12 protein-coding genes and 1 pseudogene are annotated in these 14,857 nt (G+C 62.7%); 9 read left to right on the top strand and 4 right to left on the bottom strand.

Features of this window, described 5'->3' with window-relative positions:
• Positions 1-4: 4 nt before the first annotated feature.
• The 9 genes and pseudogenes from E5720_RS12580 to E5720_RS12615 all read left to right on the top strand — a co-directional run bounded on the left by E5720_RS12580 (position 5) and on the right by E5720_RS12615 (position 9,019).
• Positions 5-2,146 (top strand): acyl-CoA dehydrogenase, encoded by a 2,142-nt coding sequence (locus E5720_RS12580; protein ID WP_136170929.1) that lies wholly within the window; start codon positions 5-7, stop codon positions 2,144-2,146.
• A gap of 210 nt (positions 2,147-2,356) precedes the next feature.
• Positions 2,357-3,154 (top strand): annotated as a pseudogene (locus tag E5720_RS22040) (acyl-CoA dehydrogenase family protein); the annotation flags it as partial.
• Between the two features lie 141 nt (positions 3,155-3,295).
• Positions 3,296-4,459 carry an acyl-CoA dehydrogenase family protein gene (locus E5720_RS22045; RefSeq protein WP_247596326.1) on the top strand — a complete coding sequence of 388 codons (1,164 nt, stop codon included), beginning with the start codon at positions 3,296-3,298 and terminating at the stop codon, positions 4,457-4,459.
• Positions 4,456-5,376, top strand: coding sequence for a MaoC family dehydratase N-terminal domain-containing protein (locus E5720_RS12590; RefSeq protein ID WP_136170931.1), 921 nt, complete (start codon positions 4,456-4,458; stop codon positions 5,374-5,376). Before E5720_RS22045 ends, E5720_RS12590 begins: the two co-directional genes overlap by 4 nt.
• Positions 5,373-5,771, top strand: a complete 399-nt coding sequence (locus E5720_RS12595) for a MaoC family dehydratase (RefSeq protein WP_136170932.1) — start codon at positions 5,373-5,375, stop codon at positions 5,769-5,771. Before E5720_RS12590 ends, E5720_RS12595 begins: the two co-directional genes overlap by 4 nt.
• Entirely contained in the window at positions 5,768-6,943 is a 1,176-nt protein-coding gene (locus E5720_RS12600; RefSeq protein WP_136170933.1) for a lipid-transfer protein, read from the top strand. The genes E5720_RS12595 and E5720_RS12600 overlap by 4 nt, the downstream gene beginning before the upstream one ends.
• 175 nt (positions 6,944-7,118) lie before the next feature.
• A complete protein-coding gene (locus tag E5720_RS12605) occupies positions 7,119-7,613 on the top strand; it encodes a gluconokinase (protein WP_136172658.1) in 495 nt (164 codons plus the stop codon).
• Positions 7,614-7,750: 137 nt separating this feature from the next.
• Positions 7,751-8,446, top strand: coding sequence for a DUF2637 domain-containing protein (locus tag E5720_RS12610; protein ID WP_136170934.1), 696 nt, complete (start codon positions 7,751-7,753; stop codon positions 8,444-8,446).
• 75 nt (positions 8,447-8,521) lie between these two features.
• Positions 8,522-9,019 (top strand): DUF427 domain-containing protein, encoded by a 498-nt coding sequence (locus E5720_RS12615; RefSeq protein WP_136170935.1) that lies wholly within the window; start codon positions 8,522-8,524, stop codon positions 9,017-9,019.
• A 3-nt stretch (positions 9,020-9,022) separates the two neighbouring features.
• Here the strand turns inward: E5720_RS12615 and E5720_RS12620 are convergent, their stop codons facing one another.
• The 4 genes from E5720_RS12620 to E5720_RS12635 all read right to left on the bottom strand — a co-directional run bounded on the left by E5720_RS12620 (position 9,023) and on the right by E5720_RS12635 (position 14,835).
• Positions 9,023-10,045 (bottom strand): hypothetical protein, encoded by a 1,023-nt coding sequence (locus E5720_RS12620; protein WP_136170936.1) that lies wholly within the window; start codon positions 10,043-10,045, stop codon positions 9,023-9,025.
• Positions 10,042-10,686: a 5,6-dimethylbenzimidazole synthase gene (gene bluB / locus E5720_RS12625; protein ID WP_136170937.1), complete on the bottom strand. Its 645-nt coding sequence runs from the start codon at positions 10,684-10,686 to the stop codon at positions 10,042-10,044. Before bluB ends, E5720_RS12620 begins: the two co-directional genes overlap by 4 nt.
• Positions 10,676-12,979, bottom strand: a complete 2,304-nt coding sequence (locus E5720_RS12630; RefSeq protein ID WP_136170938.1) for a GGDEF domain-containing phosphodiesterase — start codon at positions 12,977-12,979, stop codon at positions 10,676-10,678. Before E5720_RS12630 ends, bluB begins: the two co-directional genes overlap by 11 nt.
• 122 nt (positions 12,980-13,101) lie before the next feature.
• Positions 13,102-14,835, bottom strand: coding sequence for a cholesterol oxidase substrate-binding domain-containing protein (locus E5720_RS12635; RefSeq protein WP_136170939.1), 1,734 nt, complete (start codon positions 14,833-14,835; stop codon positions 13,102-13,104).
• Positions 14,836-14,857: the final 22 nt, after the last annotated feature.

Raw genomic sequence — 14,857 nt, forward strand, 5'->3', positions numbered from 1 at the left:
TATTGTGACAATTGCCACCACCGACGATCAGCGCGACGTCCAACAGTCGATTCGGTCGTGGGCCGCCACTGCCGATCCCATGCGAACATTACGCGCCGACGAGCAGTCGGGGTGGCGCTCGCACTGGCGCGGACTCGCTGAACTGGGCGTTTTCTCCGTTGCCGTTCCCGAGTCTGTGGGCGGCGTCGGCGGCACGGTCGCGGACCTCGCGGCGATGCTCGAGGAAACGTCGACAGCTTTGGTCGGTGGCCCGTTGCTCTCGACGGCGCTGGCAGCTCTCGTGGTCGGCAGGAACGGGGGCCCTGCAGCGACGCGGTGGGGTGCCGACCTCTGTGAAGGCAGACTTCCCTGCGCAGTAGTGCTCTCCGAGGCGCCGGTCGCAGCTCGCCGCGACGGCGACACTTTGGTCCTCGACGGCACCGTGGACATCGCCTTCGGGGCGGCGGACGGCGTCGGCGTGCTGTTGCCCGCAGCGGTCGACGGCGAGACGGTCTGGTGCATGCTCGGAATCGAGACGCCGGGTCTGAAGATCGAATCGTTGCTCGGCGTCGATCGCAGTGTTCCGGTAGCCCGGCTGACGCTGCAGGATGTCGCCGTGGATCCGGATTCGGTCCTTTCCGACGTCTCGACGTCGTACGTTCTCGATCTGGCGGCCACTCTCGCTGCCGCGGATGCCGCAGGCGTAGCCGGGTGGGCGCTGCGTACCGCTGTCGAGCACGCCAAGATGCGCGAGCAGTTCGGTGCACCGATCGGCAGTTTCCAGGCGATCAAGCATCTGTGCGCCGAAATGCTGTGCCGGGTGGAGAAGACGCGCGCCGCCGCATGGGACGCTGCGGTGGCAGTGGACTCCGCGGCAGCGGAACACCCACTGGCTGCCGCTGTGGCTGCCTCGATCGCTCTCGATGCTGCAGTGGACAACGCCAAGGACGCGATCCAGATCCTCGGCGGTGTCGGATACACGTGGGAGCACGACGCGCATTTCTATCTGCGGCGCGCCCTGTCCATCCGGCAGTTGCTCGGCGGTACGTCTCGTTGGCGGATGCGCGTGACGGACCTGACCCGCGCCGGCGTTCGACGCCATCTGAGCGTCGACCTCGGTGAGGCCGAGAATCGACGTGAGGATGTTCGCGCGGAGGTACGCGCGGTGGCAGAGGCGGAGGATTCTCGCCGCACGCTGGCCGAGTCGGGGCTTGCTGCCGCGCATTGGCCGCAACCTCACGGCCGGGACGCCAGTGCAGCGGAGCAACTTCTCTACGCGGAGGAGATGGCTGCGGCAGGTCTCGAGATTCCTGATCTGGTCATCGGCTGGTGGGCTGTTCCGACGATTCTCGAACACGGAACCGCCGAGCAGATCGAGCGTTTCGCGGGCCCGACACTGCATGGGGACATTCGCTGGTGCCAACTGTTCAGCGAGCCGGAGGCCGGCTCCGATCTGGCGGCATTGCGGACCACGGCGACGAAAGTCGATGGAGGCTGGAAGCTCAAGGGCCACAAGATTTGGACATCGCTCGCTCAGCAGGCCGACTGGGGAATCTGCCTTGCCCGCACCGACCGTGACGTCCCTAAGCACAAGGGAATCAGCTACTTCGTCCTCGATATGACCTCGCCCGGTATTCGTATCGAGCCGCTGAAGGAAATTACCGGTGACGCCGTGTTCAACGAGGTATTCCTAGATGACGTCTTCGTTCCGGACGATTGCCTCGTCGGAGATCTGAACAGCGGCTGGAAGCTTGCCAGGACCACCCTCGCCAACGAGCGGGTTGCGATGAGCAGCGGCTCGACGCTCGGTTCAGCACTCGAGGATGTCGTCGAGGCGACGTCGTCCAGCACCGATCCCGGTGTCGCGAATGCGCTGGGCGGGCTCGTTGCGAACGGGCTGGTGGGTTCCCTGCTCGAGTTCCGCTCGACGCTTCGGCGACTCGGTGGGCAGGATCCCGGCGCAGAATCCTCCGTCCGCAAGCTCGTCGGCGTGCGTCACCGGCAGGATCTCGCGGAATTCGCGTTGGAGGTTTCAGGTCAGGCAGGGGTCATCGAGGGACCACTGGCGAAAGAGATGCTGCTGACTCGCTGCTTGTCGATTGCGGGCGGTACCTCACAGATTCTGCTGACCGTCGCTGCCGAGAGGATTCTCGGTCTGCCGCGCTGACTGCTGGTATATCCGTACCGATGGTGTTAAAAATAGAACAGGTTCTACCGAATATCTCTTCGGTTCATCTCCTTTAGGCAGGATCAAGACGTGGACTTCACAAGAAACTCCAATCAATCGACGGTCGCCGAGATGATCTCCGGATTGCTCGCTCGCGACTCCGAGCCCGAAGCATTGTGGACGGCGCTGTCCGAGGCAGGCCTGTTCCAGATGGTGCTGCCCGAGGATCTCGGCGGCGACGGACTCGGATTGCCGGAAGCGGCGACGGTTCTGACCGAGCTCGGCAAGGCCGCGGCAGTCGGACCGGCACTTGCGACGCTCGGCTTCGGGATCATCCCACTCACCCGGCTTGCCGAGCCGGCTCTCATCCGTGACACCGTCGGCTCGGGTCGCATTCTGACGGCGGCGCTCATGGAACCCGGTTCGCCTTTCCCCGCGGAACCGAAGACGAAAGCCGTTCCCGACGGCGATCTCATGCGAGTAACCGGGACGAAGATCGCCGTTCCGTATGCCGAGCAGGCGTACCGCATCCTGGTGCCGACTTCCGCAGGTGTCGTATTGGTCGACCCCTCCGCGGAGGGTGTTCGGCTCGTACCGACCCCGTCGTCGAGTGGCGACCCCGAGTACGCGATCGAATTCGATTCGGCACCGGGACAATTCGTCACCGAAAATATTGCCGATCTCTACCGCATCGCGATCGCGGCCATCGGCGCAGTCGCCGACGGGCTGGCTGCGGGCGCAGCGGCACTCACCGCTTCGCACCTGGCGAGCCGTCATCAGTTCGGTAAGCCGCTGGCAACATTTCAGGCCGTTGCAGGCGAGATCGCCGACGTATATGTGACGGCTCGGACCATTCATGTCGCTGCTGTCTCGGCGGTGTGGCAGGCCTCGCAAGAGAACCCGAGCCGGCCGGGCGACTCCGATGTGCTCGCGTATTGGATTGCCGCGGAGCTGCCTGCGGCCATGCAGGCGTGTCATCATCTGCACGGCGGCATCGGCGTGGACGTCACGTATCCGATGCACCGATACTATTCGGCTGCAAAGGATCTCGCGCGTCTCGTCGGTGGCGCCTCCTACCGACTCGATCTGGTGGGCGCCTCGATTCAGCGCGAGGACGTACTCGACTCGGTGGCGGCGTCGTCCGAGGCAATGGACGAGTCTCCATTCGTCGAGTTGACCGCAGAGCAGCAGGAGCTACAGCGAACGCTGCGAACGTATTTCGCCGATCTCGTCAGCGACGAGGACGCGCAGATCATGATGACCGAGCGGCACGGCAAGTCTTCTCGCGCGATCATCCAACAGATGGGCACCGACGGATGGCTCGGAGTCGGTTGGCCCGAGGAGTTCGGTGGCCACGGGTTCGGTGATGTCGAGCAGTCGATCTTCGTGAACGAGGCTGCGCGCGCTGACATTCCGCTCCCTGCGGTGACCTTGCAAACTGTCGGCCCGACCTTGCAGAAGTATGGAACCGAGGTCCAGAAGGACAAGTTCCTCAAGTCGATCCTCGCCGGTGAGGTGCATTTCGCGATCGGTTACACCGAACCAGAGGCGGGAACCGACCTCGCCTCGCTGCGCACCACTGCGGTGCGCGACGGTGACGAGTACATCGTCAACGGACAGAAGATTTTCACCACGGGCGGTCACGACGCGGACTACGTCTGGCTCGCTGTGCGCACGGGGCCGGCGGATTCGCGTCACCGCGGCATCTCCATGCTCATCGTCGACACCACCGACCCCGGATACACGTGGACGCCGATCATCACCCTCGATGGTGCACACCACGTCAACGCGACGTACTACAACGATGTGCGGGTCCCCGTCGACATGCTGGTGGGGGAAGAGAACGCCGGTTGGCGTCTGATCACCACTCAGCTCAACCACGAGCGCGTCATGCTCGGACCCGCCGGTAAAATCGACGGTCTGTACGTGCACTTGCGCGGGTGGGCGCAGAAGCACGGGGTACTCGACGAGCCCGATGTGCGACGCGCTCTCGGCGAAATCCATGCCACGTTCCGGATCAACGAGCTGCTGAACTGGCAGATCGCTTCGTCCACTGCGGATGCGGTCGACGTTGCCGATGCTTCGGCTACCAAAGTGTTTGCCACCGAACGGATCCAGCGTGTTGGGCGGCTTGCCGAGGAGCTGATCGGGCGACACGGAAATCCTCTCGACCCCGACACTGCCAAGCTCATGGACTGGCTGGACAAGCAGGTCAAGCGCAACGTGGTCATCACGTTCGGTGGAGGCGTGAACGAAGTGATGCGTGAACTGATCGCAACGTCCGGCCTCGGACTGCCCAGGGTCGTGCGATGAGCGAATCGATCAGCGAAGCAGCGGATCGTATTGCGGCAGCGGGGGAATGCGCGCCTCGCGCTGGGCGGGACCCGATCAACCAACCGATGATCAACAACTGGGTCGAAGCGATCGGCGACGCGAACCCCATCTACGTCGATGCCGGCGCTGCTCGAGCGGCTGGGCACCAGGGCGTCGTCGCGCCTCCTGCCATGGCACAGGTGTGGACGATGGGCGGATTGCATTACACGCGTTCGTCCGATGACCCGCTCGGGCTGATGATGGGCATACTCGACGACGCCGGATTCACCTCTGTCGTGGCGACCAATTGTGACCAGACCTATCACCGTTATCTCGAGCTCGGCGAAGAAGTGACGGTCACTACGAAACTCGACAATGTCGTCGGTCCGAAGAAGACCGGTCTCGGTCTCGGCTGGTTCGTCACCACGCGCAACATCTGGTACGTGGGTGATGAGGCCGTCGCCGAAATGGTCTTCCGGGTGCTCAAGTTCGCACCGGAAGCCAAGCCGGTCGCCGAAGACGTGTCGGAGGCGATTCGTCCGGTCGTATCCCAGGAGACCGAGTTCTTCTGGGAGGGAGCACGAGTAGGCGAACTGCGCATTCAGCGGGTCGAGGACGGCTCGCTGCGCCATCCACCGATTCCGGCGATCTGGCAGGACAAGACTGAGCCGATCGACTACGTGGTCGCTCGCGGGACGGGCACGGTGTTCAGCTTCGTCGTCCACCACGCACCCAAAGTGCCCGGGCGCACACTGCCTTTCGTGGTCGCTCTCGTCGAACTCGACGAGGGAGTCCGCGTACTCGGTGAGCTACGCGGAATCGAACCGTCCGAGGTCGAGGTCGGATTGCCTGTCGAGGTCGAATTCCTCCGCATCGACGAGAACTTCACACTCCCCGCTTGGAAGGCGATTCGATGATTGCAGCGCAGGTAGGTGACGAACTGCCCGAACTGGAAATTTTCGCCGATCCGACTTTCGTAGTCTCGACGGCGTTGGCCACCAGAGACTTTCAAGATGTCCACCATGACCGCGACAAGGCGATCGAGCGCGGTTCCAAAGATATCTTCGTCAATATTCTTACCGACACCGGTTTGGTGCAGCGTTTCGTGACCGACTGGGCGGGCCCGACTGCGGTCTTCCGCTCGATCGGTCTGCGGCTGGGGGTTCCCTGGTACGCCTACGACACTTTGACGCTGCGCGGGAAGGTATCTGCTGTCACCGACGGTGAAGTGACGGTCGAGGTGACCGGCTCCGACGCTCTCGGTGATCACATCGTGGCACAGGTAAAACTGGTAATGGGGAGGTCGGCATGAGCGGTTTGTCGGGCAAGGCGGCGATCGTTGGAATCGGTGCCACGGATTTCTCCAAGGACTCAGGGCGAAGCGAACTTCGCCTGGCCGCCGAGGCAGTGGAGGCCGCACTGACGGATGCGGGTTTGACGCCCGCCGACGTCGACGGTCTGACGTCGTTCACGATGGATACCAATACCGAGATCGCTGTTGCACGGGCCGTCGGAATCCCGAACCTGAAGTTCTTCAGCCGAATTCATTACGGCGGTGGCGCAGCGTGTGCCACCGTTCAGCAGGCGGCGATGGCAGTTGCCACCGGAGTCGCTGATGTCGTCGTCGCGTATCGGGCATTCAACGAGCGCTCCGGCTCACGCTTCGGTCAGGTTGCTCCGCATCTCGCTGCGGCACCGACATCCTCGGGTGTCGACGCTGGATGGGCGTACCCGCAGGGGCTCGGTACACCCGCGTCGTTCGTGGCGATGGTGGCGCGACGGTACATGCATGTCTACGGCGCGACAAGCGAGGACTTCGGCCGCGTTGCCGTCGCCGACCGTAAACACGCGGCGAACAATCCGGCTGCGTTCTTCTACGGCAAGCCGATCACGTTGGAGGATCACCAGAATTCACGCTGGATAGCCGAACCGCTGCACCTTCTCGATTGCTGCCAGGAGTCCGACGGCGGAATTGCGATCGTCGTGACATCGCCGGAGAGGGCGAAGGACCTGCCCAATCCGGCCGCCGTCATCACTGCGGCAGCGCAGGGAAGTGGCCCGGACCAATACATCATGACCAGCTACTACCGCGATGCGATGACAGGTCTGCCTGAGATGGGTCTGGTCGGAGATCAATTGTGGGCGCAGTCCGGTCTCACCCCGAAGGACATGCAGACGGCGGTCTTGTACGACCACTTCACGCCGTTCGTATTGATGCAGCTCGAAGAACTCGGGTTCTGCAAGCGCGGCGAGGCCCGTGACTTCATCGCCGACGGTGCCATCGAACTCGGCGGACGGCTGCCGCTGAACACTCACGGTGGTCAGCTCGGCGAGGCGTACATCCACGGGATGAACGGAATTGCCGAGGGCGTCAGGCAGATTCGCGGGACTTCGGTCAACCCGGTTCCGGATGTGGAGAATGTGCTCGTTACTGCAGGCACCGGTGTGCCAACCTCGGGGCTCATCCTCTCCCGAACTCAGTAGCGGTTCGTCGAGGAGTCGATGCGCAAATAGTCGGGTACCGCTGTCGTGGAAAACTCGAATACATGGATTGTGACGGCGTAACAGATCACCACCCTCGAACCCACATTGCATGTGGGGAGGGTGGTGATCTGTTTTGACGAACTCCACCGGCGGCGCACATCCGGTTCTGGTGATCATGGGTGTGTCGGGGTCGGGCAAGTCCACAGTGGCCGGCGTCCTTGCGCGAACACTCTCCTGGGACTTCCAGGAAGGCGACGACCTGCATCCGGCGTCGAATGTCGCGAAGATGGCGTCCGGAGTCGCGCTGACCGACGAGGACCGGCTGCCGTGGCTGGACATGATCGCAGACTGGATCAGATCGCATACTCGCCGCGGCGAACCTGGAATCGTCACCTGTTCCGCACTGAAACGGAGCTACCGCGGCGTGCTCGCGCACGGATCCGAAGGGCAGGTCGTCTTCGTTCATCTCGTCGGAACCAGGACGCAACTCGGCGACCGGATTAACGTTCGGACGGACCACTTCATGCCGCGTGAGCTTCTCGATTCCCAATTCTCCACGCTGGAGCCGATCGGATCGGATGAGAATGCACTTCTCGTCGACGTCGGTCCACCTGCTGAAGAGATCGCCGCTCGGATCATCGCCGAACTCGACATTCGCCGGACCGACTGAGAGAAGCAGCGTCGACCGGGCGATCTGCTCGCGCCTCCTGACACATCGCCGTCATCGTCTTCCTGCTTTCCTTCCGAACAACCGCGCCCACAGCATCGGTCCGACTATGTCGGAGGCGTACTGCATCATGTGCACTCATGAACAAGGTCCTGCGTGTGACACTCGTCAGCGCCGTCGTCATCACCACTGTCATCGGCATCGCGTCGTTCGTATTGAGTTTCGCCGCACTGTGGGATTTGGCGACCATGGCCGGAGTGCCACGAAATCTGTCGTGGTTGTGGCCGGTCATCGTCGACGGCACAATCCTGCAGGCCACTATTTCTGTCATCGCACTTGCTCAATTCGCAGATCAGCGTAGCGGCAGACGCTTCTTCTGGTGGGTGCTCGTCATCGCCGCCTTGGTCAGTATCGGCGCAAATGCACTGCACGCCTTCACTTCCAATACTGGAACCCTGCATCCCGCGCTGTCCGCTGCAATCGCCACCGTCGCACCGGTCAGCTTGCTCGCTGCCACCCACGGACTGGGAATACTCGTACGAATCCCGTCGACTCAACCCGGACCGGTCGCCGCCGTGCAACCCGAAAAGACCGCGGCACGAGACGTCGAGTCGGTCGGTCCGGACTTGCCGCAGTCTCCTCCGATTCCCGTCGTCCACGCCACTCCGGAAAATACCGATCCGATAGCCGAATCACAGCGCGGTGCTGAACCACAGGGCGTCGAGTTATCGGACGGCATCGAAGATGTGAGCAGCGCAGAGCCTCTGGACAGTGTCGACAGGTGGATCCTCGACGGGGATCGCATCGAGGACCTCTACCCGGTCGATGCCCCCTGACCGAGATTCCCCTGATCGCGTCCGGATGTGCAGCACCGAAGTGACCTCACGGCGGTGCAGTGGCACTATCGAGGGATGAGCAAGGTAATGCCGCAGGTTCCCGGCCCAGGGCAAGAATCAGTGTGGGATTATCCGAGACCACCTCGGTTGGAGCATTCGAATCGATTGATCACGGTGCGCTTCGGTGGGACGCTGATCGCCGAGACTCGTGATGCGTGGCGAGTGCTCGAGACTTCGCACCCACCGACCTGGTATGTCCCTCGTGATGATGTTGCCGCCGAGGCGCTCTCGCCCTCCGCTGCCCGCTCGACGCATTGTGAGTGGAAGGGTGCAGCGACGTACTGGACCGTCCACGGTGCCAACTCGGTGAGCGATGGTGCCGCGTGGAGTTACGAGGAGCCGACGGCGTCGTTTCTGCCGATCACCGGGCATCTGGCGTTCTCGCCTTCGCGGTTGGAATGCGAGGTCGACGGCGAACGCGTGACGCCTCAGGAGGGCGGCTTCTACGAAGGCTGGATCACGAGCGAGGTGGTGGGTCCGTTCAAAGGGATCCCCGGTAGCTGGGGTTGGTGATTTTCAGGGTGTGAGAGCGTCGGCGGGGATGATCTGCAGGCTGGATTCGTCACCGGGATTGCTTCCCGTCACCAGCACGTCGCCCGAACGTGTATCGACTGCAACCGAATTGGCTTGCCGCACGGTCGGAAGGTCGACGATCGGCCGCGGAGCCGCCGGGTCTGCGACGTCGACGACGCGCAAAATGTTCGATTCGGTCAGCGTGATCAGCAGCAACTTTCGCTGCGGGTCGTACGCGAGTCCGTAGGGATTGCCGGGTGCTTCGATGCGAGAAACCTCGCTCACCTGCGGATCGATTCTCTCGATGAACACCGCACCACCGTCGGTGTCGGCGAACGCGGCAAGGTCTCCACCGAGTGCGGTGGCGTGGGTCAATTTGGTCCCGAGCGGCGCCTGCGCCACGAGCTCCTGATCGGGTCCGCTGTAGATCCACACGCCGTTGCCCTGAACGTCGGCGACCGCGGCGTATTCCCCGACGGCGGCAAGGCCACCGGGTTGAACCGGTCCTGCCGGTAGCGAGGCCGTCACCACGCCGTCGCGAATGAACACGACGCCGCCGCCCATCTCGTTGGTGACGACGGTGGTCCCGTCGGAGGTGGTGACGGCATCGTGCGGTTGTCTTCCGACTCCCTGCACAGTGCTGAGGACATTGCCGTTCTCGGGATCGACGACGAGTAGCTCGTCGCTTGCTTCGAGCGGTGCGAGCACCGGTCCATCAGGTCCGGCGAGGGACAGGTGTCTGGGTGCGCCGATTGTCGGTACGAACGAACGCTCGACGCCGGTGGTCGCGTCGACCAGCCGAATGCCGTCGGGCTCTCGAACGCCGACGGCGGCGACACCCGAAGTGGTGACGACGATTCCCTCCGGCGCGCCCGCGAGTGGCGTCACCACTCCCACCGGTGTCTGTGCCGAGGGCGCTTCGGCAGGCTCTGCGGCGGGCGTCGTGGCTGCAGGCTTGTCGTTGTCCTCACCGGCACACCCCGTCACCAGTGCGAGTACGGCAACAGCAACGAGAAGATGCTTCACGCGCCGCCGAACTTCTCGTAGTGCACTGCCTCGACGAGTGGGCGTCGATGGCGCCATCCGAAACGTTCCAGATCGGGAGTCTCGGCGAACTCGGTGACCGGGCCGACACACAACCAGGCGATCGGCCGGATCGGGTCCGGGATTCCCAGCAGGTCTTTCAGGTAGTCCTCTTCGTAGAAGGACACCCATCCGACTCCGATTCGTTCGGAGATCGCAGCCAGCCACAGGTTTTGGATGGCAAGGACGGCTGAGAACAAGCCGGTGTCCTCGACGCTCGCGCGTCCGAGAATATGTTGTCCTCCGCGGGTCGGGTCATAGGTAACCACGACGCCGGTGCCGCTCGTTTCGATTCCTTCGATGCGAATGGGATCGAAGGTACCTTTGCGTTCGGGCGGCAGCGAGTCGGCGAACGCGCGTCGCTTCTGTGCCACGTGCGCGGCGAAGGTGGCGAGCGTGTCGGGGTTCTGGATGACGACGAAGTCCCACGGTTGGGTGTTGCCGACGCTCGGCGCCTTGTGTGCGGCGCTCAGGATTCGCTGCAATACCTCGTCGTCGACCGAGCTGCCGTCGAACTCTGCGCGCACGTCGCGCCGCATTGCGATGGCCGTGTACACCGACATCGGATTGTCGTCATCGTTCATATGTCTTCGTATATTCCTTCAGTTTGGCGTTCGACTCCGCGACCGAATCGGGAACCCGATGTGCAGGAACGGGGCGTCCCACAAAGTATCCCTGAGCGGTCGTACAAGAAAGCCTACGTAACTCGAGCAGGGTGGCGGCGTCCTCTACGCCCTCGGCCGTGATCGTCAGCCCGAGGGTGCGGGCCAGATCGATCGTGGATCTGACGATGATGCCGTGAGCCTGATCGCGTGCCATGTCGCTGACGAAGGTCTTGTCGATCTTCAATTGCTGCACGGGAAGCCGCTGCAGGTAGGCGAGTGCGCTGTAACCGGTGCCGTAGTCGTCGATAGCAAGCGTGACTCCGAGCCTGCGGAGGCCCGACAGTGACGCGATTGCAACAGGTGGATCAGCCATCGACGACGTTTCGGTAATCTCGATGGTCAAATTCTCGGGCGCGGCTCCGGTTGCGGCGAGTGAGCGTCGAACCTGCTCGACGAGAGTGCTGTCGAGAAGATTGCGTGTGGAGATGTTGACCGAGACGTTGAGCTCCACCCCTGCTTCGCTCCACTCCTTGCGGTGGGCCAATGCCTCACTCAGGACGAAGTTGGCCAGCGGCCTGATCAGTCCGGTGTGCTCGGCCATCGGGAGGAACTGGTCGGGTTGGATGATGCCTTCGACAGGGTGGTTCCAGCGGAGAAGCGCTTCGACCCCGGTGGCCTCCATCGAGTCGAGATTTACTTGAAGTTGGTAGTAGAGCTCGAGTTCGCGGGCGTCGATCGCGGTGGTGAGCTCACTGAGCAGATGCAATTGGCGGCTGCTGTCGCGAGACATCGACGGGTCGTAGCTTGCGATACGTGGTTGCGCCATTTTCGCGGATTGCATCGCCAGATTGGATCGGTGGACCAAGCCGTCGGAGCGCGCACCGCACAGTTCGTCGCCTGCGGAAGTAGGTTCGCCGGTCCTCTCGACGACTCGGTCGCTCAGCGCAATACCGATGCTCGCCTCCACGAGCAACGTCGCGCCTCCGACACTGATGGGGCAGGACAGCGATGCATGCATCCCGTGGGCTGCGGCCACAGCCTCGGAAGGTGTGGCTTCCAGGGCGAGCGCAACGGCGAACTCGTCCGCTCCGAGTCGGGCGAGTACTCCACCGGGGCCGACAACGCAGGCAAGTCGGTCGGCGACGGCGCGAAGCACGTCGTCGCCGACCGCGTGCCCGAAAGTGTCGTTGACTTCCTTGAATCGATCTATGTCGAGCAACAGCAGAGCGAGGGGGCCGTCACTGGTGTCGATCCACTCTTCCAACCCCCGACGATTACGTGTTCCGGTCAGATGATCGGTCTCGGCAGCCGCCCGCAGAGTGTCTGTCTGTCGGCGTAGCAGCCGCAGTAGCTCGGTAACTCTGACGAACACGAGGGTGACAAGCACCGTCGCACACAGTACGACGACCCAACCCCATTCGGTGACGGGCGTTCCGCGGCCGAGAAGAATGGCCATGACTGCGCCCGGTGTGATGGCAGCCAGCGTCAGAACGATGGCGGTGGGTGTGCTGAACGAGGCAGCGAGAGTGCCCGGAGGTCCGCGCTTAACATGCGGGACAGTCAGGTATCTCATCGACGGATGAAGGGCAGCGGTTCCGAGTAGGACATAGCAGACGACATACCCGGCGACGGTGACATTCGGGGCCATCGTCGGCACCTCGGCCGAACCGACACGCATCGTGGTGTCGGTAGCCAGAGTGACCGCGACCGATGCAGCCAGAAGTCGAAACGATGTGCTCTGCCATTGGAAGGTGCCGAGAAAATGGACAAGAAGCCCAAGCACGAGAACGTCCATCGCCGGATAGGCGATGGTAGCCATGCCCGGGATGGTCGATACGTTGACGCCGTCGACCGGGATGACGAACACCCACAGGACGAGGCCGAACGCGATCATGACGATCACACTGTTGGCAACGTGTCCGAACTCGCCTCGTCGCCAGCCCTGACGCACCAGAAGGAAGAGTCCGAACGCGAACAGTGGGTAGCCGAGAAGGTAGATGGCGTCGGCATACGATGGGACCGGCAGTTGGCCGTCGACATGCTCGATCCAGAAGAACGCGACGTCCCCCGTCAACCACATCGTGGTGCCGAGCGCGATCACACACCATGCCGCGCGGGATTCTGGGCGATTCACCACAATGCCTACGAGTACGGCGATCACCGCAGACAACCCGATACCGACATACAGCACATTGGACGGGGTGCCAGCCGGGGCCAAGAAGTAACCGATGCATGCGGCCGACGCCACTATCGGATACAACCACCATTTCACCCGGTGAATCCTTCCATGGCGTCGTGTCGTCGGTTTCTCGTCGCTGCCCAACTTCCCACACTTCGCAACTCGAATCACTTCGAACGCAGAATGTGGGAAGCCGGGGTGGTGAGACGTTCGACTCAGGGAAGCAATTGATCGATGAACGAATTCGAGTAGATCCGGTGTGGATCGAGATCGTTGTAGGTCGCCCGGGCGGTGTCCCAATTCTCATTTGCGGGAACACCCTCGCGGTAGGTCGCGGGGATGATGTTCTCGATCACGTCGGCATCCTTGTATGGCAGTTCGGTGCTGAACGCCCATCCTTTGGACCATTCGGGACGGAAGGTCGCCCAGTCGCCCGTGTAATGCGAGCGCATCCACTGTTCCATCTCGCGATAGAACGCGAACATGCCCGGGGTGCCGGGGACGCCGAGCACGTTGAGCCATATCGCGGTGTCCCAGTCGGGATGATCGGGTCGCGGACGCATCGCCGAGATCGTCGGCGGCCCGGCAGAATCGACGAGGAGGTCCGACTCCGCGTCCATTCCACAGCAGCGGATTTCGACAGGGCCGTTGATCGGGAACTGCCCGATCGACTGGTAGTAGGACACCCGCTGTTCGAACCAGACGGTGAAGTCGTGAATAACCCGTGCAACGTTGCTCCGCTTGGTGATGACCGCGCCGCCGCCTTCGGTCAACAGGAGAGTGCTGGGCTTGATGTAGAACTGGACGTTCTTCGCCCATCCCCACAAGTCGCTCGAACCTGTCGCAGCCAATCCACCGACGGTGGCGGTGTAGAAGAACTGTCCGAAAGCCGGTGCGATGGAGGTTATTCCGGCAGTCAGCTGTCCGATCAGGTCAGACGCGAGCTCGGGCAGATTATCGGAGAAGATGTAGTTGTACGGGCCGGTCACCTCGCGTGCAGTCAAAGGCTTTTCGGGGCAGATCGACCACACTTTCAGCCAGGGGTTCTCGGTGAACGGATACCAGATGGCCTCGACACGACCGGTTTGATTCAGAAAGCTCTCGAACGTCCGTCCCGGTGCACTTGCTTCGCCGAACAGTTCGCGCCAACCGATGTCGGTATAACTCTGGCAGCGCATACGCGGATTGGCACCGGCCATCAGCGTGACCGAGGTCAGGAACACACGACCCAGGTGTGCCAGCAGTGGCGTGATCTCCGGGTCGGAACGATCGAAAGAGCGCAAAGCATAGGCGTCACCGTCCCAGACCACGGCGGTGAGTGCGGTCACCAGATTGCTCAACGAACCGTACGTGGTGCCGGGTACCGGGATCTCCCCTGCAGCCGGAATCGCAGCACCGTGGGCATCGACGGCCAGCGCACCTGCGATGGACAGCACCCCTGGCGCGGGCACACTGACCCAGCCGAGACCGTTGTTCTCGAGTTGCTGAAGGATTGCTTCCAGGGTCGCGCCGGCGCCGGCGGTCACCGTTGCGGGACGATCCGAATCTGCGGGGTCGACCGCAATCCCGTTCAGATGAACCATCGTATCGACCAGCACGACGCGATCGAGATTTTCGCCGTTGACGATCGTCAACGGTGTCCACCCGTGCATCGCGCCCCGCGGCCTGATGCGATACGAGTTCTCGTGGGCCCAGTTCGCCAGTCGGACAACATCGTCCGGTGTGGCCGGTGAGCAGGTCCAGATGGCGTCGAGAATGATCTCCTTCGACCAGTTCTGATAGCGCTGCTGGTAGAGCGGAATCCCCGACGGAAAGTTCGGGGGTGCCGGGATGGTGCTTTCAGGACTGCCGAAAGGCACGGCACCAGCCGGGGCAGCGCGCATCACGGATGCCACCGCAAGTGCGCCCGCGCCTGCGGCGATGAATTTTCGGCGATTCAGACTGGACATAATGCTGGATACTCCGTCGTGT

Source organism: Rhodococcus sp. PAMC28707, from assembly GCF_004795915.1.
GTDB lineage: Bacteria > Actinomycetota > Actinomycetes > Mycobacteriales > Mycobacteriaceae > Rhodococcoides.

Excerpts from the sequence above, each read along its gene's own strand:
- E5720_RS22045 (WP_247596326.1), top strand. The coding sequence starts at position 3,296 with ATGGACGAGTCTCCATTCGTCGAGTTGACCGCAGAGCAGCAGGAGCTA.
- E5720_RS12590 (WP_136170931.1), top strand. The coding sequence starts at position 4,456 with ATGAGCGAATCGATCAGCGAAGCAGCGGATCGTATTGCGGCAGCGGGG.
- E5720_RS12595 (WP_136170932.1), top strand. The coding sequence starts at position 5,373 with ATGATTGCAGCGCAGGTAGGTGACGAACTGCCCGAACTGGAAATTTTC.
- E5720_RS12600 (WP_136170933.1), top strand. The coding sequence starts at position 5,768 with ATGAGCGGTTTGTCGGGCAAGGCGGCGATCGTTGGAATCGGTGCCACG.
- E5720_RS12605 (WP_136172658.1), top strand. The coding sequence starts at position 7,119 with ATGGGTGTGTCGGGGTCGGGCAAGTCCACAGTGGCCGGCGTCCTTGCG.
- E5720_RS12610 (WP_136170934.1), top strand. The coding sequence starts at position 7,751 with ATGAACAAGGTCCTGCGTGTGACACTCGTCAGCGCCGTCGTCATCACC.
- E5720_RS12615 (WP_136170935.1), top strand. The coding sequence starts at position 8,522 with ATGAGCAAGGTAATGCCGCAGGTTCCCGGCCCAGGGCAAGAATCAGTG.
- bluB (WP_136170937.1), bottom strand. The coding sequence starts at position 10,686 with ATGAACGATGACGACAATCCGATGTCGGTGTACACGGCCATCGCAATG.
- E5720_RS12635 (WP_136170939.1), bottom strand. The coding sequence starts at position 14,835 with ATGTCCAGTCTGAATCGCCGAAAATTCATCGCCGCAGGCGCGGGCGCA.